Source organism: Geomonas paludis (assembly GCF_014193585.1).
GTDB classification, from domain to species: Bacteria; Desulfobacterota; Desulfuromonadia; order Geobacterales; family Geobacteraceae; genus Geomonas; species Geomonas paludis.
Window position 1 is genome coordinate 685,239 of sequence record NZ_BLXY01000002.1, and the last position, 24,584, is coordinate 709,822.

Here is a 24,584-nt window from a genome sequence, read left to right on the forward strand (position 1 = left end):
GACAACCTCCTAGTGGACCACCACGCCGCCCGAAACCACGAACTTCACCGCGTCCTCGACGCTCATGCCGCAGTCGTACACTTCGGACTCCCTGAAGAAAAGGGCAAAGCCGGAGGTGGGGTTGGGCATGGTCGGGACGTACACCACCACCAGCTTCTCGCCGTCGCGCTCCACCTCGGCGGTCACGAAGCCGACGGCACGGACGCCGGTGCGCGGCCACTCGACGAAGACGGCCCTGCGGTAGGAGGTTTTCCCCTCCTTGAACACCTGGGTCAGCTGTTTGCTGGAGTTGTAGATCGACTTCACCAGCGGGATGCGGGAGAATAGCTCGTCCCACCACCTGAGTATCCTGGTCCCCATCACGTTGGTCGCCAGCAACCCGGAAAGGTAGATGACGATGACGCCGGTCAGCATGCCCAGGCCGGGGATGTAGGAGTGGTCGCTGATGAGCGCGGCCAGCAGCGAGTCGAGGTAGCTCCCCAGGATGCCGTCCGCGAAGTTGAACAGGAACTTCAGGATGAATATGGTTATGCCCAGGGGCACCACCACGAACAGGCCGGTGATGAATTTCCCCTTGAAATGCTTGATGATCTTATCCACTTGCGCCTCCGTAATAGACTTCGTTGCGTTATGCAACAAAGTCGCCGCAGTGTCAACGGTTTTGGGTGCGGCAGAAGGGACTGGCTCCGACAGGTGCCAGTCCCTCTCACGGAACGCTCCCTTTCAACTCAGCCTGCTTTCCATGCACGCTTCCCCCTTTGCCAAGGGGGACTTTTAGGGGCAAATGGAGTTGACAACTACACGCGCAAAAACATACAGTAGCACGTTACGGATTTATCCACAGATTCCACGTCAAAGGCTCCCTCCATGCTGAAAAAAGCGTTCGCCATAACCGCCGTCGCCGCCCTCCTCTCCGCCGTCTTCTTTCTCGCGCCGCTTTTGGACAAGGATGAGCGCGCCCGCAGGAGTGAAGCGGAGTACGTCTCCATGTTCAAAGAGGTGGTCGACATCGTCAAGGAGAGCTACGTCGACAAGGTCGACGACAAAAAGCTCATGACCGGCGCCATCAACGGGATGCTGGCCGCGCTCGATCCGCACAGCACCTACATGCCGGTCACGGAGTACTCCGAGATGAAGGTGCACATGGCGGGCGCCTTCGGCGGCGTCGGTATCGAGTTGGACATGCGCAACGGCAAGCTGATGGTGAACGCACCCATCGAGGACACTCCCGCCTTTCGGGCCGGGATCCTGGCCGGCGACCACATCTTCCAGATCGACGGCAAGCCGACCAAGGACCTCCCCATCAACGAATGCGTGAGCCGGATGCGCGGCACCCCCGGGACCCAGGTCACCCTCACCATCGTCAGGGAGGGGACGGCGAAACCGCTCACCTTCCGCCTGACCCGCGCCATCATCAAGACCAAGAGTCTCAAGGCCCGACTTCTGGAGCCCGGCTACGGCTACGTCCGCATCGCCGAATTCCAGGAGCGGACCGGCGAGGACTTCGACAAGGCGCTGAAAACCCTGGCCGCCGACAACGGCGCACCCCTCTCCGGACTGATCCTGGACCTGCGCTACAACCCCGGCGGGCTGGTGGACCAGGCCTACCGCGTCGCGGACCGGTTCATAGGCGAAGGGCTTACCAACGGCGACATCGTCACCACCAAGGGGCGTGACGCGAAATCGGTGCAGACCCTGACGGCGACCATCGGCGAGAAGGAACCCAAGTACCCCATGGTGGTGCTGATCAACGGCGGCTCCGCCTCCGCCTCCGAGATCGTGGCCGGCGCGCTGCAGGATCACAAACGCGCGGTCGTCATGGGGACCCAGAGTTTCGGCAAAGGGAGCGTGCAGTCCGTCATGACCCTCAATAACGGCGACGGGCTCAAACTGACCACAGCCCGCTACTACACCCCGAGCGGTCGTTCCATCCAGGCCAAGGGGATCACCCCCGACATCGAGGTGGAATTTGCAAAACCGGCGGCGGCGAAAAAGGAAACCGAGCCGGAAATCCGCGAGCAGGACCTGGACGGGCACATGCAGGGAGCGCAGGAGAGCAAGCCGGCCCCCGAGACCAAGCCGGCCGTGCCGGAAACGAAGCCGGCCGCGCCGCCCAAGCCTGCACACCCGACCCTGCTGCCCAAGGTCAATGGCGCCGGCAAGGAGCCAAGCGAGCAGGAACTGCTGCAAAAGGACAACCAGCTCGCCCGCGCCCTCGAGCTCATCAAGGGAGTCAATGTCCTGAAAAAAGGCCTGCTCCGTTGATGGTAACGGGCGGCATCCAAGCGCCCGGAGCCCCGAACCTGCTGGTGATACTCGGGGCGACCGCCTCCGGCAAGACCCGGCTCGGAGTCCAGCTTGCCCAGCGGCTGCAGGGGGAGATCATCTCGGCCGATTCGCGCCAGGTATTCCGCGGCATGGACATCGGCACCGGCAAAGACCTGCACGAATACCAAGGGGTCCCCTACCACCTGATCGATGTGGCGCCCCCCGGCCACGAGTTCAACCTGTTCCAGTTCCAGCGTCTTTTCCTCGACTCCTTCTCCGACATCTCCGGGCGCGGCAGTCTTCCGGTCCTGGTCGGCGGCAGCGGCATGTACCTGGACTGCGTGCTGCGCGGCTACCGCCTGGTCGAGGTCCCGGAGCATCCCGCGCTGCGGCGGGAGCTCGCGCCGCTCTCCATGACGGAGCTTGCCGAGCGCCTGGTCCGGGCCAATCCCAGGCTGCACAACAGCACCGACCTCACCGAGCGGGATCGGCTGGTGCGCGCCATAGAAATCGCCGAGTATCAAGGGGGGAGCGAAGAGCCCTGGCCGGACATCACCCCCTTCACCATCGGCATCCGGTGGGAGCGCGCGCAGCTCAGGGAAAGGATCACCAAGAGGCTCAGGGAGCGGCTGGAGGCCGGGATGATCGAAGAAGTGCAGCGGCTGCATGAAGCCGGCACCGGCTGGGACAGGTTCGAGTTCTACGGGCTGGAGTACCGGTACGTGGCGCGCTATCTCAAGGGGGAGCTTTCCAGAAACGACATGTTCCAGAAGCTCAACGCCGCTATCCACGATTTCGCCAAGAAGCAGGAGAACTGGTTCAAGCGGATGCAAAGCCACGGCATCGAAATCCACTGGGTGGAGGGAGCGGGCGACCCGCTCGCGGAGGCGCTGGAACTGCTAACACCATTCAAACAGGGATAAAGGGGATAAAAGGGATAACGGCATAAAGACTTTGGTAACGCAATGACGCAAAGGCGCAAAGTCGGGCCGAACCGACAACACGCTTGTTTTACCCCAAGTTTTTATTGGTTTCAGGTGTCATCCCCTTTATCCCTTTTATCCCTGTTAAATGACTTTGGTTCAGATTTCGGCCGTAGCAGTTAATTCATTTCGCCAAGAAGCAGGAGAACTGGTTCAAGCGGATGCAAAGCCACGGCACCGTGATCCACTGGGTGGAGGGAGCGGGCGACCCGCTCGCGGAGGCGCTGGAACTGCTAACACCATTCAAACAGGGATAAAGGGGATAAAAGGGATGAAGGCATAAAGGCTAAAGGCTTTTGTAACGCAAAGCCGCAAAGGCGCAAAGCCAGGCAAACCTACAAGCCGTTTTTTTGTTTTACCCAGAAATCTTTTGCTTTTAGGTGTTATCCCCTTTATCCCTTTTATCCCTGTTAAATGACTTTTGCTTTGGATTTCGGGCGCGGCAGTTAATTATTGACGTAATAAGTGTGGTATGTTACGAAAAAAAGGCGAAGCAGATAGTGCTTGTTTCGTTAACGTACTAAGAGCCAGGGAGGAGACCGATGTTTGCAAGACTGAAATCGGACATTAAGGCGGTGTTTGACAGGGATCCGGCGGCAAGAAGCGTGCTGGAGGTGATCTTCTGTTATCCCGGCCTGCACGCGCTCTGGTTCCACCGGATCGCGCACTGGCTTTGGACGCACGAGCTGTACTTCCTGGGCAGGTTCACCTCCCACATTGGCCGTTTCATGACCGGCGTAGAGATTCACCCCGGCGCCACCATCGGCAAGGGCTTCTTCATCGACCACGGCATGGGGGTGGTCATCGGGGAGACCGCCGAGATCGGCGACAACGTCACCCTCTACCACGGGGTAACCCTGGGCGGGGTGAGTTGGGAAAAGGTGAAGCGCCACCCTACCCTGATGGACAACGTGGTGATCGGCTCCGGAGCCAAGATCCTCGGCCCGTTCACCGTGGGCAAGGACAGCAAGGTCGGCTCCAACTCCGTAGTGGTCAAGGAAGTCCCCCCCAACTCCACCGTGGTCGGCATACCGGGGCGCATCGTCATGGCGACCGAGAAGCCGCAGGACCGTCCGGACCTCGAGCACGGCAAGATGCCCGACCCGGAGGCGAAGGCGATCTCCTGCCTGTTCGATCAGATCAGGGAACTGGAGAGGAAATACGCCGCCCTCGCCGCCGATCACGAGGCCCTCAAGAAAAGGCTCGGGTAGAACCAATTCAAACAGGGATAAAGGGGATAAAAGGGATAGAACCTAAACACGATCAGAAGCTTTAACGTGAAGACGCGGAGCCGCCAAGACGCAACGAAAACCTTTAGACTTAAATCACAATGGTTTTGTCGTTCCACCCAACAGTCTTGTCTTGGCGTCTCCGCGCCTTGGCGCCTTTGCGTTAAAAGAGATTTTAGCCTTTATCCCCTTTATCCCCTTTATCCCTTTTATCCCTGTTATAAGTTTTTTGTCTTTATCCCCTTTCATCCCCTCCATCCCTGTTTGTGTTAGGACTTTATGAATAAAAGAATCGCCATCACCACCCTCGGCTGCAAGATCAACCAGTTCGAATCCGCCGCCATGACCGAAGCACTGGAACAGGACGGCTACAGCTTTGTCCCCTTCTCCGAAAGCGCCGACATCTACGTCATCAACAGCTGCACCGTCACCGCCAAAACGGACGCGGAGTCCCGCCGCCTGATCAGGCGCGCCACCCGCACCAACCCTGAGGCACGCGTGGTGATCACCGGTTGCTACGCCCAGATGGCCGGCGACGAACTGCTGAAGCTCCCGGGGGTGAACCTGATCCTCGGCAACAGCGAGAAGAAGGACATCGTCGGTTTCATCAAGGGGCTGGGGAATGAACCACAGGCGGTGGTGAGCGATATCTCGCAGCAGCGCTCGGGCGAGAGAACCCAGCTGGAAAGCTTCGCCGAACACACCCGCGCCTTCCTCCAGGTGCAAAACGGCTGCGATGCACGCTGCGCCTACTGCATCGTCCCCTACGCCCGCGGCGCCAGCAGGAGTGTCGCCCCCCAGGAGGCCCTGGACGGCATGGCAGCCTTCGCCGCCAAGGGCTTCCAGGAGATCGTGCTGACCGGCATCCACCTGGGCGCCTATGGCCTGGACCTCGAACCGGCCACGGACCTGCTCGGGCTGATGCGCCTGGCCGAGCGCCAGGGGGTGGTGCGGCGGCTGCGGGTCGGCTCGGTAGAGCCCACCGAGGTTCCGGCCGAGATGATCGAGTTCATGGCGGCATCAAAGATGGTCTGCCCGCACCTGCACCTGCCGCTGCAAAGCGGCTCCGACGGCGTCCTGGCCCGCATGAACCGCGGCTACGACACCGCCCTCTTCCGCTCCGTGGTCGAGGCGCTGGTAGCAGCCATGCCCGACGTCAGCATCGGTTCCGACGTCATCGCCGGCTTCCCGGGCGAGACCGACCAGGAGTTCCAGGAGACGCTCTCCTTCATCGACTCGCTCCCCTTGGCCTACCTGCACGTGTTCCCCTTCTCCCAGCGGCCCGGGACCCCGGCAGCAACCATGGCAGCCCAGGTGCAGCCGCGGGTGATCAAGGAGCGGGCCGAGGCGCTTCGGATCCTGTCGGAAAAGAAAAAGGCGGAATACGCGGCGCGGTTCGTCGGGCGGGAGCTGCAGGTATTGGTGCAAAAAGATGAGGGAGGGCGCAAAGGGTTGTCCAGAAACTACCTTGCAGTGCTCATCGAGGAGTGTGACGGCTTGGTCAACCAGGAGGTCGCGGTCTTGATTACCGGGACTCGCGGCGGTGAATTGACCGGGAGGCTGGCAGCGCGCTAGACGGTGAAGGTCACCGTGGCGCCCCGTCCGACTTCAGCTTCTATCTTCACCTTGCCGCCGTGGCGGCTGACGATGCGCTTGACGATGGCAAGCCCGATGCCGCGCCCGGGAAACTCGTCCTGGCCGTGCATGCGCTGGAACGGCGAGAACAGCTTCTCCGCGTAGGCCATATCGAACCCTACCCCGTTATCCCGCACCGCGAACGCGGAATGCCCCTCCCACTCGGTCGGGAAAATTTCCACCACGGCGTGCTCTTGGGGCTGGGTGAACTTCCAGGCATTGCCCACCAGGTGCTCCAGCACCACCTTCAAAAGGCGCGCATCCCCCCGCGCCGCCATCCCCTCCGCCACACGGAGATCAACCTTGCGCTCCGGTTGCGAACGGGCCAGTTGCCCCGCGACCTCCCTGGCCAGCGCGCTCAGGTCCACGTCCTCCCTGGCCAGTTTTCCCCTGACGCTGCGGGACAGTTCCAGGATCGCGTCCAGCATATCCGCCATGCGGCGGCTGGAGCGCCTGATCCGTTCCAGGTAGTCGTTGCCTATGGTGTTGAGCTTGGCAGCGTACTCTTCGGTCAGGGCCTGACTGAACCCCTCGAGGTGCCGCAACGGCGCCCGCAGGTCATGGGAGACGGAGTAGCTGAACATCTCCAGGTCGCGGTTGGCCGATTCCAGCTGCGAGGTCCGCTCCACCACCCTGCGCTCCAACTCGCCGTTCAGCCTGAGCAGGCTCTCGTTCTCCTCGGTCAGCTCCCGGACCTTCTCTTCCAGCCGCGTCGCAACCACCTGGCTGTAGTCCCTGAGGAATTCCTCCTCGTGCATCGGGGGCGCCTGCGCCTCCCGTTCGCTCGCCAGCTCCGCCGCGAGAAGCCGCCCTACCTCATCCCACAACTCATCGGGACGCATCGGTTTCTCGAGGAAGGCCGTGGCCCCCAGGGCAGCCGCGAGTTCAGCCTCCCTGCTGCCGGTGTAGATCGCTGAATAAAATATGAAGGGGATCGCGTTGAGTTCTTTGAACTTCTTGAGTTCGTGGAGGAACCGGAAGCCGTCCATGACCGGCATGAGGCAGTCGGAGATGATGAGGTCGGGGACTTCGGCAGCAGCGACTTCGAGCCCCTGTTTGCCGTTGGCGGCCTCGACGACGTGGCAGCCGTGCCACTCGAAGTTGTAGCGGATGACCTTGCGATCGTTTCTGGAATCGTCGACGACCAGGACCTTCATCCTACCCCCTTAACGGCAGCGGCAAATGCATAAGAGGATATCAATGAGGGGGAGGATTGCAACGAAAGGGGACGCAGGGGGGACCCAAGAAAGAAACATAAAGACGATTAACAGGGATAAAAGGGATAAAGGGGATAAAACGCGTTAAAACCTGATTTTTGAGACTTTATCCCTTTTATCCCCTTTATCCCTGTTAAACAGGTTTTATTGTCCCTGCAACTGAGCCAGCAGGTCGGAAACCCGCCGCACGTCGTCGAGGTCGCGGAATTCGCGGTAGCCGTCGACACCGTCGGCATCGAGCCCGCGGTAGAAACGGGGGCGCTTGGATTTCAGCCCGGCCAGGAGCTTGCCGGTGGCGTAGTCGACGGTTTCGGTGTCGCGTGCGGCGAACTTGAGCTGCAGCACGATGCTGTACCCCAGTTGGAACAGCCGCTTCAACTCCTCTTCTGCCAGGAGCTGCGCCGCTTTGTTCTCATCCCCGGGGGCCAGCGTCTCCAGCGCGATGTTGAGGTAGCCGCAAACCCGGTGCATCACCCCGAGCATGGACTCGGGCTCGTGAAAAGCCTGCCCCTCGGCAACCAGGGCGCTGTTGACCAGGTAGTTCAGCTCCTGCGAGATGATATCCGAAGCCGCGCGCGCCAGGGCGCGAGACAACAGGGTTCCCTCGTCGGCAAAGACCGGCATCAGGTGGCCACCCTCCCCTGCCGAGGCGAGTTCCTTGCCCCCCTGGAGCTCGAAACGGTCCGGGTGGATCCGGGCATAGATCGACAGCGCCTCGTCCAAGGGCGGGAAGCCGAGGTCCTGCAGCCTGCCGGTGCGGAAACGCTGGCATTGCTCCTCGAGTTCCAGGTCTACATCCCCTTTCACCCCTTCCATGAGTGCCGTGTACAACTCGTTGTCCAGCTTGACCAGCATGGATAGGAAAGAGCCGATCAACTGGCTGTGCTTGGGGTTCTTGAACTTGATCATGAAGACATCGTCGAAGGTGTGATCGTAGTCGGCCTGGCGCTCCTCGTCGTTACCCTGGTCGCCGATGCCGCCGCCGACGATGATCTCGCGGCTCAACAGGAGTTGCAGCAGCTCGAAATCGAGGTGCTTGAGCAGTTCATGAATGCGCGGCTCGCCCCCCTCCATGAAGTAGGTGAGCCAATGGCAGGCTTGATCTTCGGAGAAGGTCCAGCCGTCCCAAAGCTCCATATCCATAATGAAGACGCACTGCTCCGCGGAAGCCAGGCGCAGCAGATCCACGGCATCCGCCTCACCCACCTCTTTCATGAGCCAGAAGAATTCCTGCGGCTGCAGACCGGCAGCCAGCCTCCTGGCGTCCGGGTCGGCGACGATCAGGTCCATCTTTTCCTTGCCGGAGACCGTCCCCAGGTAGTCCTTTTTCTGTTGCAGGGGAAGCGCCTGGAAATCGCGCTCGGAAAGTTTTACCACCGCTACTTGCTTCATTTCTGCCATTTCACTCCCTTTGAAAACCGTTTCTAACAGGGATAAAAGGGATAAAGGGGATAAACCAAAGACTCTCGTTCCCCCCCCCCGCCCTGTGCCTGTATTATGTTTTCCTTGCGCCTTTGCGGCTTTGCGTTAAATATCTGGTTTTATGCCTTTATCCCTTTTATCCCCTTCATCCCTGTTAAAGAATGCCTTTGCGCATCGCCTTCTTGTAGCCGCAGCTTCGGTGCAGCCACTTGAGCTCTTTTACCAGTTCCGGGGTGAGCTGGACGCATTCGGGAAAGATCTTGAAACGCTTCTTGTAGATCTTGCAGCGCCTGGTGGTGATGTCGAGGTAGCGACAGGGGGTCGAGGTGAACATGATCCTGCCGTCTTCATCTTCCAGCTTCACAAAACAGCAAAGGCCGCATTGCTCGCAAAGGGCCTCCCACTGCTGCTGATCCATTTCGGTTCCTGATGACACGTGCCCTACTCCTCGCCCGCCCCCAGCGGCACCACCAGGGTATTCCCCTTGCTGTTGGAAAACCGGACGCTGTCTTCATAGATCTGCTCGATCTTGTAGCCATTGACGACGTTGCCCTGGCGCATGGCAGTCCCGTTCACCATGGCGAAGCTCGACTCGCTGCTGTTCTGCCATGCGATACCGGTAACACGGATCTCAGGTCGTGACTTCTGCGGGGCCGCCGGCGCCGCCGCTGGTGCGGATGCGGCAACTACCGGCGCCGGTTGCACGACCGCCTGGTGCACGGGAGCAGGCTGGGCGACGGCAGCAGCCTTGGCCGCGACAGAGGGCTGGGCCAGTTGCCTGGCGGCGACCTTGGCCGCGATCTGGGGCTGGGCGGCCGCCTTGGCCGCCGCCTGGGTCACCGGCTTCACAACCGGTTGCGCCGCCTGTTTGGTCGCAACAGCAGGAACCGCCGCCGGTTTCGCCGCAACCTTGGCAGGCTCGGCGACAGCACGCGCAGGTTTGACGGCCGCGGCGGGTGCGGCTGTCGCAGCGGCAGACCTCTGCTCGGTAACGACCTCCTTGGCCTCCACGCGGACAGCTGGCGCAGCCTTGGCGGGTGCGACAGCCACCGGGGCTGCAGTCGTCACGGCATCGGCGCCCTTCGCCGCAACCGGTGCGGAGTGATGGGAGAACCCGCCCATGAGGGCATAGGTCGCCAAGGTGGCGAAAGCCGCTCCGCCAAGGGTGCATACCGGGATGATCCACGCCGGCCTACGCACCTTGGCCTTGGGAAGCCCCCCGGTGCCGGCGGGACGGCGGGAGCGCTGCGACTCGTCCACTTTCTCCAATGCCTTCAGTATCGAACTCATAAGTCCCTAGAAAAGTTGAGAATCAGCTGCGCCAGCGCGGCAGGCCGCCGGTCAGGCGCCGCAGCACCTGCGCCGCCAGGCCGTACGGGGATCGGCCGCCGACTTCGGCAACGGCCTGTGCCGCCATGCTTCCCGTGATGGTGCGGGCCTCCTCGGTAAACCCGATCAGCAGGGCCCGATCGCAAACGACATTGACCAGCCGCGGCACCCCGCCCGAGAAGCGGTAGATCTGCTTCAAGGCCGCCTTGGAGAACTCGGCGGCGCGGTAGCATCCCGCCAACTCCATGCGGTGGTCGATGTAGGAATGGGTGCTGTCGAAGTCCATGGGCAGCAGATGGTAACGCACCGTGATGCGCTGGTTCAACTGGCGCAACTCCTTGCGGCCGAGGACCGAGAGCAGTTCCGGCTGCCCGGAGAGGACGATCTGGATCAGCTTGTCGGTCTCCGTCTCCAGGTTGGAGATCAGGCGGATCTGCTCCAGCACCTCGATGGGGAGGTTCTGCGCTTCGTCCATCACCAGCACCACGCTGCGCCCGGCCTGTTTCTGCTCCAAAAGGAAGGCGTTCAGCACCTGCAGCAGTTCCACCCTGCTCTCCGACTCCCAGACGAGGCCGAACTCGCGGTTCACGCTCTTCAAGAGCTCCAGGTCCGAGAGGCAGGGGTTGAAGATGAGTGCGGTGCGGTGCCCCTCCTGGTCCAGGCGATTCAGGAAGGTACGCAAAAGCGTCGTCTTCCCCGTGCCGACCTCGCCGGTCAGTTCCACGAAACCGGCGCGGTTGTCCACCGCGTAGAGCAGGTGCGCGTAGGCCTCCCGGTGCTGCTCGCTCATGAACAGGAAGCGGGGATTGGGAGTGATGGTGAACGGGCTCTCCCTGAAGCCGTAAAACTCACAGTACATCGCAGGCATGTGGGTCCTTTGTGACGGTTGCCGTTATCGAGGGAGTGAATATAGCGCGAATCTGCTGAGAAATAAAGGAGAAAGGGCCGAAGGGCATGGGTGTTGACGTTTAGACAACAGCGAGGTTGATAATCTGGTTCAGCCGCGCACAGCACTGCTCGAAGTATACGTCCTCAAGTCGCTTGAGTGGGTGCGGCGCACCCTGTCGCACACGCCAATCAAATGACTTCGGCTGATGGCAAAGAACGAAACTTGTCTTTCCAGCCTTTTTCCCCGATGCACGCCCTACAGCAACGGCAAAAGGGTTGTCGGCATTGTAATCAGCGGTAGTCATGGGAAGACCGATAACGATAGAAGTGCGGTCGTTGAAAACAGCAGGGGACAGCACGAGGAAAGGATGCATGTCTTTCATCTCTGTCCCGGCCTGAGGGTTACAGTTTATCCAGATTACATCCTGCCGGTCTGGAACCCACCCCACTCTACCCGCCACCAGCCTTACCACTTTTCTGCTCCGACCGGTTCGGCGGTCACCATCGCTTCGCCACCATGCCTTGCGGGATCGTACAAGGCTAGGCGCTGCTCAAGGCTGAGCCCTTCGCGATCAAGCGGTGTGATGACAACCCGGCCATCTTCGACCGCTATCCTGACCTTTTGGTTGACGTGCAGGTGAGCTGCTCGTGCCACCCCAACAGGTAGACGAACACCGAGATTATTACCCCACTGCTTCACATCGAGCACAGCTTCAGTTCGAGACATATTCCCCCCGGATCGTTTAAACATAATTTAAACGACTCCTGCCACACTGTCAACATATGTACAGTCTTCCCGTTCATGAGACAAGGGCCACAGCCGCCGGCCAGGCCGAGGCAACGGGAAAGGGGAGATAACGCCTGGAGTGCATAGCGGAGGGCGGGATGGTTAGGGTTCACGGGTAGTCGAAAGGGGCATTTCCACAAAATTGTTTATACACCCGGGTACATCGTTAGGGCTCGGGTACATCGTTAGGGGTCGCGGGTGCATCGTTAGGAGTCGCGGGTACATCGTTAGGGGTCGCGGGTGCATCGTTAGGAGTCGCGGGTACATCGTTAGGGGACGCGGGTACATCGTTAGGGGTCGCGGGTACATCGTTAGGGGACGCGGGTACATCGTTAGGGGTCGCGGGTACATCGTTAGGGGACGCGGGTACATCGTTAGGGGTCGCGGGTACATCGTTAGGGGTCGCGGGTACATCGTTAGGGGTCGCGGGTACATCGTTAGGGGACGCGGGTACATCGTTAGGGGACGCGGGTACATCGTTAGGGGTCGCGGGTACATCGTTAGGGGACGCGGGTACATCGTTAGGGGTCGCGGGTACATCGTTAGGGGTCGCGGGTACATGGTTAGGGAACCCGGGTTCAGGGGTGCATTGTGCCGTGCAAGTCAGGGCTTTCAGTATTTGTACGACAACTCCGCACGTACCAACTGGTTCATCCGCGAGTCGCCGGCGTGCAGTTCGTAGTTGTGGATCCACTCCTGCCCGTAGAGCAGCAGGGCGTTCCACTCCTTCGAGAAGGGGAAGGTCCATGACGCGCGCAGGGCATTCTTGCGCTCGATGGACTGCATGGTGCCGGCCGCATCGAAGCGGCCGGTGGCGTCGACGGTCACCCGGCCGTAGTCGCCGCGCCTGGTGTGGAAGGCTTCGAGAGCCAGGTTGTTGCGCACCGAGAACCAGTGGCTGTAGCGGAGGAAGAAGTCCTGGGTGGCGCCCCCCTGCGAGTGCCCGACGGGCATGTTGTGGTACAGGTAGCCTCCCGGGAAGGTGCCGTTGGTGTAGAGGATGCGATGGCCGCGGAAATACTCGAAGCGGAGGTCGTCGTTTCCGCTTGCCGTGAGCCGTGGGATGAAAATCCCTGTAACGTAACTCTCGACGATGGGCCAAAATGCGGCGGAGTCCTCGCCCGAGAGTTCGCCGTACAGTTCGGTGTTGCGCAACCCGGGGAACCGAAGGCGCAGATCGAAGCCAGCGAGGGTGTTGGAGTTGTCGTCGCTGGTGCCACCGACGATGCCGCGGACGGTTGCACCGAAGCTGTTGTCGACGCCCGGGCCGCCAACTTGGCGCCCGAGGTTGATGCCGAATTCGAGATCGTTAAGCGGCTTCATGGACAACTTGCCCGCGAAAAGGTAAGGCCGCCGCTCCTCTCCGTCCGTGACGGTCTTCTCGAAGCGGGAGAAGATGAGGGAGTATTTCAGGTCCCACAGATACTTGGACTGCACGGGCTCCGGGCTGGAGAGCTTGATGATGTCGAAGTTCCTCGGGTTGTTGCTGAGGGTAATCGCCCCCCGGTAGCCCGGTCCCAGCCAATTCTCGTCGCGGCCGACCTCCAACTCCAGCCCCTTCCCGCCCAGCTTTGCATAGCCCCGGTTCAGCCTGAGAGTCGCTTCGCCGCCGGCTTCGGACCACAACAGCATGGGCTCGATGGCCGCGGAGGCCATGGAACCGAAGTACACCTCACCGCTGCCACGAAGTTCCACGTTGGAACCGGAGCGGTAAACGACACCATCATTGTTTTCAAAAAGAGGCGTACCCTCGGTACCGCGCTGCTGGGCTGGCGAAGGATAGGGGTTTGGGGGCCTCAAGCCGCTGCCGATGCCGAAGACCCCGTCGTTGCCGGGATCGTGGACCGCGCGGAAATAACTTCTGGGGGCGCCTTCGAGGTAGACATAGCGCAGGCGTGCGGTCTTGAGGGGATCGTAATCGAATGCCGGCGCGGCTTCATCGCGGCCGTAGTAGGACAGTTCGCGCGGCAGCAGTTCCCGCAGGCGGTCGAGCAGTTCTTCGGCCAAGGCGGAGTGACCGGTAGCGGCCGCCCGCGCTTCAGCCTCCTTCACCAGGCGCGCAGCCTCCGCCCTGGCGAAGGGACGGATACCCTTGATGTCCGATGTGATGAGCCCGTAACCCGAGAGCTTGTCGAGATATGAATAAATGGGGCTGTCCAGCGGAATGTTCGGTGAGGAAAGCGCAAAAGCAAGACAGGGATACCAAAGGAGTATGGATGCCGCAACCATCACGATAAACTTGGACAATTTCATTTAATTCTCAATCATTTAACAGGGATGAAGGGGATAAAAGGGATAAAATCTACAGTCACATTCGATTGTCAAACCTTCTAAACTCCAACTTCGGACTGCCAAAGTTGATCAATAATCCAACCTCGATGCCAGTCGCTTTAAGGTAATTCAGAACTTGGGCTACATGTTCAGGTGCTAAAGCTCTTACCGCTTTAAGTTCCAGCAGCACCGCCCCCTCAACCACAAGGTCGGCATAAAATTCGCCGACGACTTTGTTGCGGTAAAAAACCTTTAGCGGGACTTGCGACTGTGCCTTCAGCCCCATCTCTACGAGAGCGATCAGGAGAGATTTTTCGTAGACGGACTCCAGAAATCCAGCGCCCAGTTCGTTGCTCACCTCAAAGCACGCGCGAAGCACCTTTCCTGTCAGTTCGTCATGGATCACTGGCATACCCCCTAGAGGTATTTACCCCAGAAGAATACCAGACCCCCATGACGGCCGTTGTCCCTTAAGTTGTTTTTATCCCCTGTATCCCTTTTATCCCTGTTAAATAGGGTTTGAGTCTCGATTCTGTTTATGCAGCCGTTCCCTCGCTGGTGCCGGCTACACGAAGGTTCCTGATGAAGGTGAGCTTCTGGGGCGGGAACAGATCGGGCCTGACCCGCTGGAAGGCAAAGGGCGGAGCGACGTCGAACTCGTAGCGCGGCACGAACTCAGGCACGATGCTGCGCAGCGTGTCAAGCACCGCTCCCAAATCGTGGGCCTTGGCGTGATTGAAAAGATGTTCCAGATCTGCCGTAACCTTCTTCAGATCGGTCTCCACCGGCGCCATGACCCTGATCTTCTTGTGGCTGGTCGGCTTGATCCCCTCCCCGTCGATCAACAACTCCTCGAAGAGCTTCTCGCCCGGCTTCAACCCGGTGAACTGGATCTCGATCTCCTTGTGCGGTATGAAACCGGAGAGCCTGATCAGTTCCTCGGCCAGCGAAAGTATGCGGACCGGCTCCCCCATGTCCAGCACGAAGATCTCGCCGCCGTGACCGATGCAGCCTGCCTGCATGACCAGTTGCGACGCCTCCGGAATGGTCATGAAGTAGCGCACCACGTCCTTGTCCGTTACGGTCACCGGTCCGCCCTTGCGGATCTGCTCCTTGAAGAGAGGGATCACGCTCCCGTTACTCCCCAGGACGTTGCCGAAGCGCACCGTGGTGAACTTGGTCTGGCTTTTCGCCGCCAGCGCCTGCACGTAGATCTCGGCGCTTCTCTTGGTGGCCCCCATGACGTTGGTGGGGTTGACCGCCTTGTCGGTGGAGACCATGACGAAATTGCGCACCTTGAACTTGTGCGCGGCGTCCGCCACCACCTTGGAACCCATCACGTTGTTGAGCACCGCCTCGGCCGGGTTGTACTCCATCATGGCGACGTGCTTGTACGCCGCTGCATGGAAGACCACCTCAGGGCCGAACTCGTCGAACAGCGTCTCGACCCGGTCCTGGTTCTTCACGTCCCCCACCATGGGGATGATGCGCAGGTCCGGGAAGGTGGCGGCGAGTTCCTTTTCGATGTAGAAAAGCGGCGTCTCGGCATGGTCGAACAGCACCAGCTTGGCCGGTTTGAAAAGCGCCACCTGCCGGCAGATCTCGCTGCCGATGCTCCCGGCTGCGCCCGTCACCAGCACCCTCTTGTCCGTCAGGTAGTTGCGGATCGCCGTCTGGTCCAGCACCACCGGGTCGCGCCCGAGCAGGTCCTCGATCTCCACATCCTTGATCTGGCTCATGGAGAACTTGCCGTCGATGATGTCGGTGATCCCGGGCAGCGTCTTGAAACGGGCTTTCGCGCGCTCGCAGTTGGTTATGACGCGGCGCATCAGTTCGGGCCCCCCGGAGGGAATGGCAAAGATGACCTCCTCGACGCTGTACTTGCGCACCAGCGCGCAGAGCCGGTCCGTCCGCCCCAGCACCCGAACCCCGGAGAGGCGCATGCCGGTTTTTTCCGGGTCATCGTCAACGAAGCCGACCACGTTGTAGGTGGCGTCGACCTGTTTGCGGATCTCCTTGAGCAGCAGGTTCCCCGCTTCGCCCGCACCGATGATGAGCGTCCTCCTCCCCTTGCGCAGGCACGGCACCAGTTTGGTCTCGCGGTAGATGCGCCAGAGCAGACGGCTGGTGGCCACCATGGAAAACAGCAGGAACCAGTCCAGCAGGTAGATCGACCGGGGCAGACCGAAGGGACCTTTCATGAAAACTAGTGAAATAGCCGAGACAACCGAGGAGAGCGTCACTACTTTGAAAATTTCGTAACCGTCCTGCAGGGAGGCATAGCGCCAGATGCTGCGGTACATGCCGGAGGCAATGAACAGGATGGGCTTGGCTACCAGTACAACGGCCAGTCCTGACAGCATGTTACTGAGTTGTTCGGGGGGGATCTGAAAGTCGAAGCGAAGCAGGAAGGAGAGACCAAAAGCACCGGCAATGAGCATTACATCAAGGAAAAACACCAGGATTCTTCTTGCGCGGAACATGTTCCCCCCACAGCACAGCAAGTCATTGAGAAAGCTAAAGGGTCTACATTAAGGTAAACAGAGGATGACTATATCACCAAGAAAAGAAAAAGCAAACTCTAATCTGTAATTTCAGTATGTGGTTCACTGACTGGATTAATAATCACACGGCGCAAAAAAGGGTTCAGAGAAAACACCTTTCCAGACACTGCAGGCACTGTGAGTTCCGTATTTATTGACACGGCAAAGGAACTGGTACATGAGCTAGCTAGTAATCGCGCACCACACAAAGAAAAGGGCCAGTTCCTGTGACTGAAACTGGCCCCTGTTTTGTTGAAATGTAAGAGAACTGCTATTGCGCGGCGTAGCTTACCCGGTGCAGCAGCGCGAGTTCTTCGTGGCAGGGCTGGACCAGCCTGTTGACCGCGTTCACGATGTCCGCACTGGCGGGATAGTAAGCGGCTTCGAGGGTCCGACTGGCCGGAGCGGGAAGGTCGGGAAGGGTAACCCGCTGTACCGGTGCCTTCAGGCAGGTGAAGGCTTTCTCGGCAGCCAGGGCGGCGATTTCAGCTGCCACCCCGCAGGTCTTCCAGCCGCCGTCGGCCACCACCAGCCGCCCCGTTTTTTGCAGCGATTGGTGAATCAGGTCGAAGTCCAAGGGTTTGACCGTGCGCGGGTCGACGACCTCTGCCTGGATCCCCTGCTGCGCCAGTTCCTCGGCGGCCTTGAGCGCCTCGCGTACCATGTAGCTCACCGCCACGATGGTGACGTCGCTGCCCTGCCGGCGCACGATTCCCTTGCCCAACGGTATGCTGTAAAACTCCTCCGGGACCACCTCTTCTTCTCCGTAAAGCCAGCGGTCGTCGATGAATACGACGGGATTGTCATCCTGGACCGCTGCGATCATAAGCCCCTTGGCGTCCGTCGGCGTGGCCGGCATTACCACCTTGAGCCCCGGTATATGGGCGAACAGGGCATGCAGGGCCTGGGAGTGCTGTGCCCCCTGCTCCCCTCCCCGGTTGATCACCCCCCAGATGACCGCCGGGACCGGGAGCTTTCCCCCGTTCATGTAGAACCAGTTGGCGGCCTCGTTGACGATGGGATCGATGGCGTAGAGCATGAAATCCATGCGCGGGTGCTCCACGATGGGGCGCATGCCGGCCAGCGCGGCGCCGACTGCGGCCCCGGTCATGGCGTTCTCCGAAACCGGGGTGTCGATGACACGCCTCTCCCCGAATCTGGCCAGCAGCCCTTGCGCGGTGTTGCCGACGTACCAGGGGCTCTTCACCCCCTGGCCGATCAGCATGACGCTTTCGTCCCGTTCCATGAGTTGGTGAAAGGCCTCGTTGATGGCCAGACTGTAGCTGAGCGTTCTATTAGGCAAAGACATAGCTGGAAAGATCCTCCTTGGCAGGGAACGGGCTCTGCCGTGCGAAATCGAAAGCTTCGCTCACCTCGCGGGAAATGGCTGCCTGTACTTTCTGCAGTTCTTCTGCCGTGAATCCTCCCTGCTGCAGCAGGTATTTTTCCAGGCGCTTGATCGGGTCCTTCTTGAGCCATCTTTTCACTTCCGCCGCCGGCCGGATGTCGGTGTGGGTCCCCTGGACGTTGTCGTCCGGGCCGACATGTCCGCGCTGCCGGTAGGTCAGGCATTCCAGGAACACCGGTCCCTCGCCGTTGCGGCACAGTTCCACCGCCTGCTTGGCATGCTCGTACACCTTCAGCACATCGTTGCCGTCGATGCGGTGCCCCTTCTCGCCAAACGGCAGCGCCATCTTGTAGATATTGCGGCTGACGCGGATCTCGTCGATGCACAGATGGGTGGAGTAGAGGTTGTTCTCGCAGACGAAGACGATGGGGAGTTTCTTCAGTGCGGCGAAGTTCAGGGATTCGGCGAGGGTCCCCTCGCCGGTCGCCCCGTCACCGAAGAAGCTCACCGCGACCTGCCTGGTGCCGCGCACCCAGGCCGCCATGGCGGCACCAAGGGCGAGCGAGATGGTCCCGCCAACGATGGGGGCCGAGCCGAGCATGCCGCAGGAGGGGTCGATGAGGTGCATGGAGCCGCCGCGCCCGCGCGAGCAGCCGGTCTCGCGGCAGAAGACCTCGGCCACCATCTCCTTCAGCCCCCCTCCCTTGGCCAGGTAATGTCCGTGGGAGCGATGGTTCCCGAAGATGTAATCGTCCTTTTCCAGGACCGAGCAGACTCCGGCGGCTATCGCCTCTTCGCCGGAGCAAAGGTGGACCGGGCAGCGTATCTCGCGATTGAGGATCGGCTCGACAAACCCTTCCTCGCTCATGCGGATGCGCAGCATCGTTGCGTACAGATCCTGTAGTAGTTTTCGCGAATAAGTCACGTCACCTCCTGGGTAAAACCGGTAATTGCATCGATCATGTCAAGCTCGGCGCTGGTCAGGCTCCAGCCGTCGCAGCCGAGGTTATCCCTTACCTGCAGTTCTGTCTTGGCCCCGAAAAGCGAGCAGGTGAAAGGCGCGCGGTCCAGCACCCAGCGCAGCGCCAACTGTCCCACCTGGCACTTGTGTGCCCCGGCCATTTCCTTGAGTCGTGCCACCGCCTGCAACCTGCGCTCGAACTCCGCGCCGCAGAACTCGGGCATGCGGCTTCTGTGGTCGTCGCTTGGAAAGCGGGCGCCGGCGGTGAATTTCCCGGTGAGCAGACCGTCGGCAAGCGCCCCCCAGGCGACCAGGGTCACGTTGTGCCTGGCGCAGGTTTCCGACAGCTCCAGGAATGGCTTTCTGTCAAAGACGTTCATCTTTACTTGCATAGCGCTGATCGGCGCAACTTTGAGCGCACGTTCCAAGTCCTCACAGGAGAAGTTGGAGATGCCGATTGCACCGATTTTACCTTCTTCGCGCAAACGTTCAAGCTCACCGACTGAATCTTGAATGGGAGTGATGCCATCGGGCTTGTGAACGTAATAGAGCGGAACGTGGTCCAGCTTCAGCCGTGCCAGGCTCTTTTCCAGTGCTGACCTCAGATAAGAAGGAGATATGTCGATCCACACCCCTCTTTCTTTGCTCCAGCACACCCCGCCCTTGGTGGCGATCACCACCTCTTTGCGGTGCCCTTCCAGGGCCCGGGCCAGCAGTTCCTCGGATTTGCCCACCCCGTAGGCATCGGCGGTGTCGAAGAAGGTGACCCCACGCTCGTAGGCGGCACGTATCGCCCGCAGCGATTCAGATTCGTCCACCGCCCCCCAGCCGTGCCCACCCACGGCCCAGCACCCCATCCCCAGGCGGCTGATGGGAACGCCGCAGCCCCCAAGCGGCATCTGTTCCAGTGCGCTCATCGGTCCGTGGCCCTCTTGAGAACGCGCCAGGCGGTCTGCCACAGGATGACGAGGTCGCTGCCGAGGCTCCATTGCTTCACGTACTTCACGCGCAGTGCATTCTTGCGCGGCAGTATGTGCTCCCGGAAGAAGCGGTCGGGGTCCTCGCTCCCCACCTGGTCGTCCAGGTCGGCGAACTCGATGGAGGCGTAATCGGTGATGCCGGGACGCATGCACAGGATCAGGCGCTCCTCGCCCCGGTACTGCGAGGTGTACTCGAGCACCTCCGGCCGCGGCCCGACCAGGCTCATGTCCCCCTTGAGAACGTTCAGGAACTGGGGCAACTCGTCCAGTTTCGTCTTGCGCAGGAAGGCCCCGACGCGGGTCACCCTGGGGTCGTTGGTCCCGGTGGTGGGGCCGCCCAGGGCCTCCGCATCGATGACCATGCTGCGGAACTTGAGGATCCTGAAGGTGGTCCCGTTCAGCCCGGAACGGACCCCGCGGTAGAAGACAGGGCCGGGGCTGGAGAGCTTCACCGCGACCGCGGCAGCCAGCAGCAGCGGCCACAGCACGGCGAGCACGGACAGGGACAGCAGTATGTCCGCCGACCGCTTCAGGGCCAAGGCCCAGCCGGGATGTCTGATCAGCGCCTCCCCGTTCATGCCTTGACCGGCTGCCGGTATTCCATCACGGCCACCCAGGCCATCCGGCGCAGCAGCGGGATGGAGAGCAACAGGCGGTCGATGCCGTTGAGAAGACCCAGAAGCGGCTCGAAGATGGGGAGCCTGCGCAGCGGCACCGCCCCGAGCGCAGCCAGGTGGAACGTGCGCATGTTGAGCTGGGAGAAGTAGGTCCTGCCGCTGTAGATCTCGGGAAAGCCCAGGATGTGCTCCACCTCCCACGCCGTCCGCAATTGCGGGGTCCGCTTGCGGTACCAGTGGATCAGCGGGTTGTGGCGCAGCGCCTCGGTGCAGACCAGTCTCCCCCCCGGTTTCAGGATCCGGGAGAGCTCGCTGAAAGCGGCCGGAAGGTCGAGGTGGTGCAGCGCGCCGTATTCGTGGACGATGTCGAAGGTGGCGTCACTGAACGCGGTGTGCTCCGCATCCATGACCGCGAACTCGCAGATGTGCCCCACCCCCTCCAGCTGGGCCAGTTTGCGGGCGTTGTCGATGGCCACCTGGCTTATGTCGATGCCGTAGACCTTGGCGGCCCCCCGCTTGGCCATGGCGATGGCGACCTCGCCGTTGCCGCAGCAGTAATCCAGGGCGACGGCCCCCTTGATCCCCTGGTACAAGAGCGCGTCGCGGTGGGCGAAGCTCGACTTGGTGATGCTGTAGAACTTCATGTTGCTGAAGTGCTCGTCGAACTCTTCCTTCTCCTGGACGAACGTCTCCTCCAACTGCTCCGCGGAGGCGTCGGTATGGTACTCGTAGGCCCTAACGATGGAACGGCGACGGTCGGAGTGTTCAATCTCCTTTAGTTTCCTCTCCTCTAGCTGCATCTAGCTGCCTCCTTGTCCTGGATAGCCTGCATTAAAAGTGTTTCCATCCGCCCCGACAGCACGCTCATGTCGAAGTCGTTGATGTAATCTCGACCCTTCTGCCCCATCTCGGCACGCTGCGCGGGCTGCATGGCGCGCAGCTTCAGGATCGCCTCGGCCATCGCCGCCGGCTGTTCCGGGGGGATACTGAAACCCGCTCCCGCCTCGGCCACGGGATCGTTGGGGGCCTTCCCCGAGAAGATCACCGGCCTGCCCGAGGCGAAGTAGTCGAACATCTTGTTCAGGTTCAGGCCGAAGCGGTAGATGGGGGAGTCGAGAACGGCGGCGACCAGGATGTCCGATCCCATCTGCACCTTGGGGATGTCGGCCTTGGGGATCGGGTCCCGGAACTCCACCTGCCTGAGTTGCGCCTCTTGCGCCTCCCGGATGCACTCCGCCTTTTTGGGGCCGTTGCCGATGATGACGAAGCGGATGTCATCGACCCCCTGGTCCTGGAGGATCTTGGCCGCCCGGACGATGGTGATGACGTCGTGGGCGGTGCCGAAGCCACCGATGTACATGACCACCAGCGGGCTCCCGGTGCCGCCGTCGTAACCGGTGTACTCGGCAAAACGCTCGAAGTTGACCCCGTTGGGGACCCAAGTCACCTTGGCCGGGTCGCTACCGCTTTCGGCGATGTGGTTCGCCACGAAGGGCATGGTGGCCGAGATGCGCTGCGCCTTTTTGTACAGCGATTTCTCCAGGTAGCGGAAGGCGTAGTAGACCGGGTGGTTCTTGGAAAGTCCGCCGTCGTCCACCAGTGCAATAGGCCAGACGTCGCGCACCTCGAAGACGAAGGCGGCACCGTTTTGCTCCGCGATCCGGGACGCGGCCCAGCCGGTACCAAGCGGCACCGTCGGCCCCACCACCACATCTGGACGGTCGGTTAGGGTCCTGGCCACCTGCAACGAGCGCCAGGCGTTGGAGATCATGTTGGCGCCGCGCTTCAAGCCGTTGCCGGTGTAGTGGATGGTGCGCAGCCAGACCACGCGGATCCCCTCGATCTCCTCGATACGCCACTTCTCGTCCGGTCCCAGCAACTCCTGGTGGGTCCAGTGGCAGTAGCTGTTGGTGAACATGGTGACCCGGTGGCCGCGTTTCAAAAGTTCCTGGCAAAACTCGTAGGTCCGGGCCGACTGCCCCTTGGGCTGGTCGTGGGCCGAGAGATACCAGACGTTCATCTTCTTCATGACACTCCTTTCGCCGTACTAGTAGAGCTTGGGGATGGCGTTGATGGTCTTGATGGTGGCATCCCAGTCCAGGTTCACGATATCGAGGTACCACTTGAGCGAGGCATAGCGCGGCCGGTTCTCCTCGTTGACCAGCCGGAGCCCCTCCTCCCGGCTCAGCGCCCCCTCCCTGATCTGGTTGCTCCTGAAGGTGTCGTACTCGGAGAAACCCGCCACCGTGTAGTAGATGTAGTTGTAAAATGGGGCGGTGCCGTCGCCGATGCGCCAGGTGGTTTTGGTGTCGATGGCCGTCTCCCACTGGTACTCGCCCAGCACCAGGTTGTCGATCTCCTCCTCGTCCCAGCGGTAGTAGTCGTACATGTGGTAGTAGTCCCGGTGTGGCACCACGGAGCGGGAGACGAAGGAGCCGATCGTGTCCAGAACCGAGCGGTTTATGTAGGCCGGGTTGCCGGCGTAGTTCTGCGCCATGCTGAGCATGAGCTTCGCCTTGCGGCTGGCCGACAGCGAGTAGATCCTCTTCTTGTCGTGGTCCGGGGGAACCCCCAGGAAGCCGACCTTGAAGTCGGTGTTTTCCAGCGGGTTGATGCCCCAGATGTTCAGGTCGATGCCGGTCTGCCGCTTCACCTGGCCGGCGTAATAGAAGAAGAACTTGTCCCCCGCCATGAACAGCGGCACCATGCCGAGGTTTGGCTTTTTGAGCCACGCCGCGATGTTCTTGCGGATGTTCTCGCGCTTCCAGGTGATGTCCGCGGAGACGATGATGTTTTCCACCCCCAGCCTGCCGCAGACCCGGGCGATGTTGCGCCGCGCCAGGTCGTTTACCATGCCCCAGTCGTAGGTGAAGGCGATCGGGTTGAGCCCCAGCACCTTCTTCACCATGTGCAGCGTGTGGGTGCTGTCACGCCCGCCGCTGTAGGGGATGATGCAGTCGTGCACCCCGCCCGCGCGGCGGTACGGCTCGACCAGTTTGAAGAGCTCGTCGATCGGCTTGGGCGTGTTCTTGAGCTTGTAGTTCCTGCAGTAGTTGCACACCCCTTTGTCGTCGTACTCGATGTAGGGGAACGTCTCCGGCAGCAGGCACTTCGAGCAGCGGCGCAGCGCGCTGATGCGCTCGATGTTGTACTGCAGGAGCTTCGCCTCGGTGAGGGCCTTCGGGTGGGCCGCGATCTTGGCCGGGTCGAGGATCAGCTCGTGGCGCTTCTTGCCGTCGCCTACCGACTGCACAGCGATGCGGTAACTCTCGACGCCGGGCTTTGCGGGCGCAGGCGCCGCGATCTCCGCTTCGAAACAGAAATCCCTCAGCGTGAAGTCGTCCAGGTCGAGCGTCACCCCCTGCCCGGCCTTCAGCTGCCGGATCTGGTACTCGAAGCGCCCCTTGAACTGCATCTTATGGGCGAGCTGCTCCAGGAAGTATCCTTCGGAGGCGAAGGCAAGGATGTCGCCGCCGGTAAGCACGTAGAGCGAGCCGTTGTTGGTGGCGAGGGCGAAGACGTTCAACTCCTCGAAGAGAAAGGCCGCCGCCACCGTGCCGAAGATCTCCGTTACAGTCCTGGAAACGGCAGAGGCGACCCCGGCGCCACCGCGCAGGTAGTGCCGCACCAGGGCGAGCATCACCTCGGTGTCGATCTCGTAGTCGCGCTTCAGGTCTGCAGACGATCCCCACAGGTCGTCCTCATTGACGATGATCCCGTTGTGGATGCCGACGATGCCGTCCTTCACCACCGGCTGGTTGTTGTCGTCGCTTTGGTGCGAGCCGTTGGTGACCAGGCGCGAGTGTCCCATGACCGCAAAGACGTCGCCGCGGCCGGCGCCGGCGCCGCAACCGGCCAGCAACCGGTCCAGCTGACGGGAAACCTCAGGCCGCTTCAGGAGGTAGTTGAGGGGGACCGCCCCCTTCAGGACCTGCAGCTGGCGGTCGGCCTCGTTGCGAAAGACCAGGCCGGAGGAGTCCTTGCCCCGCGACTCGGAGAGGCGGGCGAGTTGGGCCAGCGTGCCCTGGTAGAAAGCAGGCTCGAAGGTGGCGCCCCTGTTGACGATGAAACCGAAGATGCCGCACATGATGGTTGTCTCCCTGTTG

The 24,584-nt window shown here is 61.1% G+C and carries 22 protein-coding genes; 4 read left to right on the forward strand and 18 right to left on the reverse strand.

Annotated elements, in window-relative coordinates; genetic code table 11:
* Nucleotides 1-9 precede the first annotated feature (9 nt).
* A complete protein-coding gene (locus H7687_RS08565) occupies nucleotides 10-600 on the reverse strand; it encodes a DUF502 domain-containing protein (protein ID WP_183346637.1) in 591 nt (196 codons plus the stop codon).
* A 267-nt stretch (nucleotides 601-867) separates the two neighbouring features.
* Here H7687_RS08565 and H7687_RS08570 point away from each other — a divergent pair, with 267 nt between their 5' ends.
* From H7687_RS08570 to mtaB, 4 genes are all read left to right on the forward strand, one after another.
* Nucleotides 868-2,265 (forward strand): S41 family peptidase, encoded by a 1,398-nt coding sequence (locus H7687_RS08570; protein WP_183346638.1) that lies wholly within the window; start codon nucleotides 868-870, stop codon nucleotides 2,263-2,265.
* Nucleotides 2,265-3,191, forward strand: coding sequence for a tRNA (adenosine(37)-N6)-dimethylallyltransferase MiaA (miaA, locus tag H7687_RS08575; protein WP_183346915.1), 927 nt, complete (start codon nucleotides 2,265-2,267; stop codon nucleotides 3,189-3,191). The genes H7687_RS08570 and miaA overlap by 1 nt, the downstream gene beginning before the upstream one ends.
* A 602-nt stretch (nucleotides 3,192-3,793) precedes the next feature.
* A complete protein-coding gene (gene cysE / locus H7687_RS08585; RefSeq protein ID WP_183346639.1) occupies nucleotides 3,794-4,462 on the forward strand; it encodes a serine O-acetyltransferase in 669 nt (222 codons plus the stop codon).
* 297 nt (nucleotides 4,463-4,759) lie between these two features.
* A complete protein-coding gene (gene mtaB / locus H7687_RS08590; RefSeq protein WP_183346640.1) occupies nucleotides 4,760-6,055 on the forward strand; it encodes a tRNA (N(6)-L-threonylcarbamoyladenosine(37)-C(2))-methylthiotransferase MtaB in 1,296 nt (431 codons plus the stop codon).
* Here mtaB and H7687_RS08595 read toward each other — a convergent pair.
* From H7687_RS08595 to H7687_RS08675, 17 genes are all read right to left on the reverse strand, one after another.
* Nucleotides 6,052-7,272, reverse strand: a complete 1,221-nt coding sequence (locus tag H7687_RS08595; RefSeq protein ID WP_183346641.1) for a hybrid sensor histidine kinase/response regulator — start codon at nucleotides 7,270-7,272, stop codon at nucleotides 6,052-6,054. The two genes, mtaB and H7687_RS08595, sit on opposite strands and share 4 nt — an antisense overlap.
* Nucleotides 7,273-7,476: 204 nt before the next feature.
* Nucleotides 7,477-8,733, reverse strand: coding sequence for a DUF6178 family protein (locus H7687_RS08600; RefSeq protein ID WP_183346642.1), 1,257 nt, complete (start codon nucleotides 8,731-8,733; stop codon nucleotides 7,477-7,479).
* Nucleotides 8,734-8,908: 175 nt separating this feature from the next.
* Complete coding sequence (locus H7687_RS08605; protein ID WP_183346916.1) at nucleotides 8,909-9,172, reverse strand: YcgN family cysteine cluster protein; 264 nt, start codon at nucleotides 9,170-9,172, stop codon at nucleotides 8,909-8,911.
* 23 nt (nucleotides 9,173-9,195) lie between these two features.
* Nucleotides 9,196-10,044, reverse strand: a complete 849-nt coding sequence (locus H7687_RS08610; protein WP_183346643.1) for a hypothetical protein — start codon at nucleotides 10,042-10,044, stop codon at nucleotides 9,196-9,198.
* A 22-nt stretch (nucleotides 10,045-10,066) separates the two neighbouring features.
* Nucleotides 10,067-10,951 carry an ExeA family protein gene (locus H7687_RS08615; RefSeq protein WP_246404716.1) on the reverse strand — a complete coding sequence of 295 codons (885 nt, stop codon included), beginning with the start codon at nucleotides 10,949-10,951 and terminating at the stop codon, nucleotides 10,067-10,069.
* 100 nt (nucleotides 10,952-11,051) lie between these two features.
* On the reverse strand, nucleotides 11,052-11,444 hold the full coding sequence (locus tag H7687_RS08620) for a type II toxin-antitoxin system PemK/MazF family toxin (protein WP_198424622.1): 393 nt from the start codon (nucleotides 11,442-11,444) through the stop codon (nucleotides 11,052-11,054).
* Nucleotides 11,438-11,698: an AbrB/MazE/SpoVT family DNA-binding domain-containing protein gene (locus tag H7687_RS08625; RefSeq protein WP_183346644.1), complete on the reverse strand. Its 261-nt coding sequence runs from the start codon at nucleotides 11,696-11,698 to the stop codon at nucleotides 11,438-11,440. Before H7687_RS08625 ends, H7687_RS08620 begins: the two co-directional genes overlap by 7 nt.
* 672 nt (nucleotides 11,699-12,370) lie before the next feature.
* Nucleotides 12,371-14,011, reverse strand: a complete 1,641-nt coding sequence (locus tag H7687_RS08630) for a capsule assembly Wzi family protein (RefSeq protein WP_371877562.1) — start codon at nucleotides 14,009-14,011, stop codon at nucleotides 12,371-12,373.
* 55 nt (nucleotides 14,012-14,066) lie between these two features.
* The gene (locus tag H7687_RS08635; protein WP_183346645.1) at nucleotides 14,067-14,435 is read right to left on the reverse strand and encodes a GxxExxY protein; all 369 of its coding nucleotides are present in this window, start codon (nucleotides 14,433-14,435) and stop codon (nucleotides 14,067-14,069) included.
* A gap of 130 nt (nucleotides 14,436-14,565) precedes the next feature.
* Nucleotides 14,566-16,488 (reverse strand): polysaccharide biosynthesis protein, encoded by a 1,923-nt coding sequence (locus H7687_RS08640; RefSeq protein ID WP_443093462.1) that lies wholly within the window; start codon nucleotides 16,486-16,488, stop codon nucleotides 14,566-14,568.
* Between the two features lie 355 nt (nucleotides 16,489-16,843).
* A complete protein-coding gene (locus H7687_RS08645) occupies nucleotides 16,844-17,881 on the reverse strand; it encodes an alpha-ketoacid dehydrogenase subunit beta (protein WP_183346647.1) in 1,038 nt (345 codons plus the stop codon).
* Entirely contained in the window at nucleotides 17,868-18,845 is a 978-nt protein-coding gene (locus tag H7687_RS08650; protein WP_183346648.1) for a thiamine pyrophosphate-dependent dehydrogenase E1 component subunit alpha, read from the reverse strand. Before H7687_RS08650 ends, H7687_RS08645 begins: the two co-directional genes overlap by 14 nt.
* Nucleotides 18,842-19,798: an aldo/keto reductase gene (locus H7687_RS08655; RefSeq protein WP_183346649.1), complete on the reverse strand. Its 957-nt coding sequence runs from the start codon at nucleotides 19,796-19,798 to the stop codon at nucleotides 18,842-18,844. Before H7687_RS08655 ends, H7687_RS08650 begins: the two co-directional genes overlap by 4 nt.
* A complete protein-coding gene (locus H7687_RS08660; protein ID WP_183346650.1) occupies nucleotides 19,795-20,439 on the reverse strand; it encodes a sugar transferase in 645 nt (214 codons plus the stop codon). Before H7687_RS08660 ends, H7687_RS08655 begins: the two co-directional genes overlap by 4 nt.
* Complete coding sequence (locus H7687_RS08665; RefSeq protein ID WP_183346651.1) at nucleotides 20,436-21,278, reverse strand: class I SAM-dependent methyltransferase; 843 nt, start codon at nucleotides 21,276-21,278, stop codon at nucleotides 20,436-20,438. Before H7687_RS08665 ends, H7687_RS08660 begins: the two co-directional genes overlap by 4 nt.
* Nucleotides 21,269-22,507, reverse strand: a complete 1,239-nt coding sequence (locus tag H7687_RS08670) for a glycosyltransferase family 4 protein (protein ID WP_183346652.1) — start codon at nucleotides 22,505-22,507, stop codon at nucleotides 21,269-21,271. Before H7687_RS08670 ends, H7687_RS08665 begins: the two co-directional genes overlap by 10 nt.
* Nucleotides 22,508-22,525: 18 nt before the next feature.
* Complete coding sequence (locus tag H7687_RS08675; RefSeq protein WP_183346653.1) at nucleotides 22,526-24,565, reverse strand: glucosamine 6-phosphate synthetase; 2,040 nt, start codon at nucleotides 24,563-24,565, stop codon at nucleotides 22,526-22,528.
* Between the last annotated feature and the right edge of the window lie 19 nt (nucleotides 24,566-24,584).

What these genes read in the sequence shown, in the direction of transcription:
- H7687_RS08600 (WP_183346642.1), bottom strand. Translation starts at nt 8,733, where the DNA reads ATGGCAGAAATGAAGCAAGTAGCGGTGGTAAAACTTTCCGAGCGCGAT.
- H7687_RS08645 (WP_183346647.1), bottom strand. Translation starts at nt 17,881, where the DNA reads ATGTCTTTGCCTAATAGAACGCTCAGCTACAGTCTGGCCATCAACGAG.
- H7687_RS08570 (WP_183346638.1), top strand. Translation starts at nt 868, where the DNA reads ATGCTGAAAAAAGCGTTCGCCATAACCGCCGTCGCCGCCCTCCTCTCC.
- H7687_RS08670 (WP_183346652.1), bottom strand. Translation starts at nt 22,507, where the DNA reads ATGAAGAAGATGAACGTCTGGTATCTCTCGGCCCACGACCAGCCCAAG.
- H7687_RS08630 (WP_371877562.1), bottom strand. Translation starts at nt 14,011, where the DNA reads ATGAAATTGTCCAAGTTTATCGTGATGGTTGCGGCATCCATACTCCTT.
- H7687_RS08660 (WP_183346650.1), bottom strand. Translation starts at nt 20,439, where the DNA reads ATGAACGGGGAGGCGCTGATCAGACATCCCGGCTGGGCCTTGGCCCTG.
- H7687_RS08595 (WP_183346641.1), bottom strand. Translation starts at nt 7,272, where the DNA reads ATGAAGGTCCTGGTCGTCGACGATTCCAGAAACGATCGCAAGGTCATC.
- H7687_RS08615 (WP_246404716.1), bottom strand. Translation starts at nt 10,951, where the DNA reads ATGCCTGCGATGTACTGTGAGTTTTACGGCTTCAGGGAGAGCCCGTTC.
- cysE (WP_183346639.1), top strand. Translation starts at nt 3,794, where the DNA reads ATGTTTGCAAGACTGAAATCGGACATTAAGGCGGTGTTTGACAGGGAT.
- H7687_RS08605 (WP_183346916.1), bottom strand. Translation starts at nt 9,172, where the DNA reads ATGGATCAGCAGCAGTGGGAGGCCCTTTGCGAGCAATGCGGCCTTTGC.
- H7687_RS08675 (WP_183346653.1), bottom strand. Translation starts at nt 24,565, where the DNA reads ATGTGCGGCATCTTCGGTTTCATCGTCAACAGGGGCGCCACCTTCGAG.
- miaA (WP_183346915.1), top strand. Translation starts at nt 2,265, where the DNA reads ATGGTAACGGGCGGCATCCAAGCGCCCGGAGCCCCGAACCTGCTGGTG.
- H7687_RS08655 (WP_183346649.1), bottom strand. Translation starts at nt 19,798, where the DNA reads ATGAGCGCACTGGAACAGATGCCGCTTGGGGGCTGCGGCGTTCCCATC.
- H7687_RS08625 (WP_183346644.1), bottom strand. Translation starts at nt 11,698, where the DNA reads ATGTCTCGAACTGAAGCTGTGCTCGATGTGAAGCAGTGGGGTAATAAT.
- H7687_RS08610 (WP_183346643.1), bottom strand. Translation starts at nt 10,044, where the DNA reads ATGAGTTCGATACTGAAGGCATTGGAGAAAGTGGACGAGTCGCAGCGC.
- mtaB (WP_183346640.1), top strand. Translation starts at nt 4,760, where the DNA reads ATGAATAAAAGAATCGCCATCACCACCCTCGGCTGCAAGATCAACCAG.
- H7687_RS08665 (WP_183346651.1), bottom strand. Translation starts at nt 21,278, where the DNA reads ATGCAGCTAGAGGAGAGGAAACTAAAGGAGATTGAACACTCCGACCGT.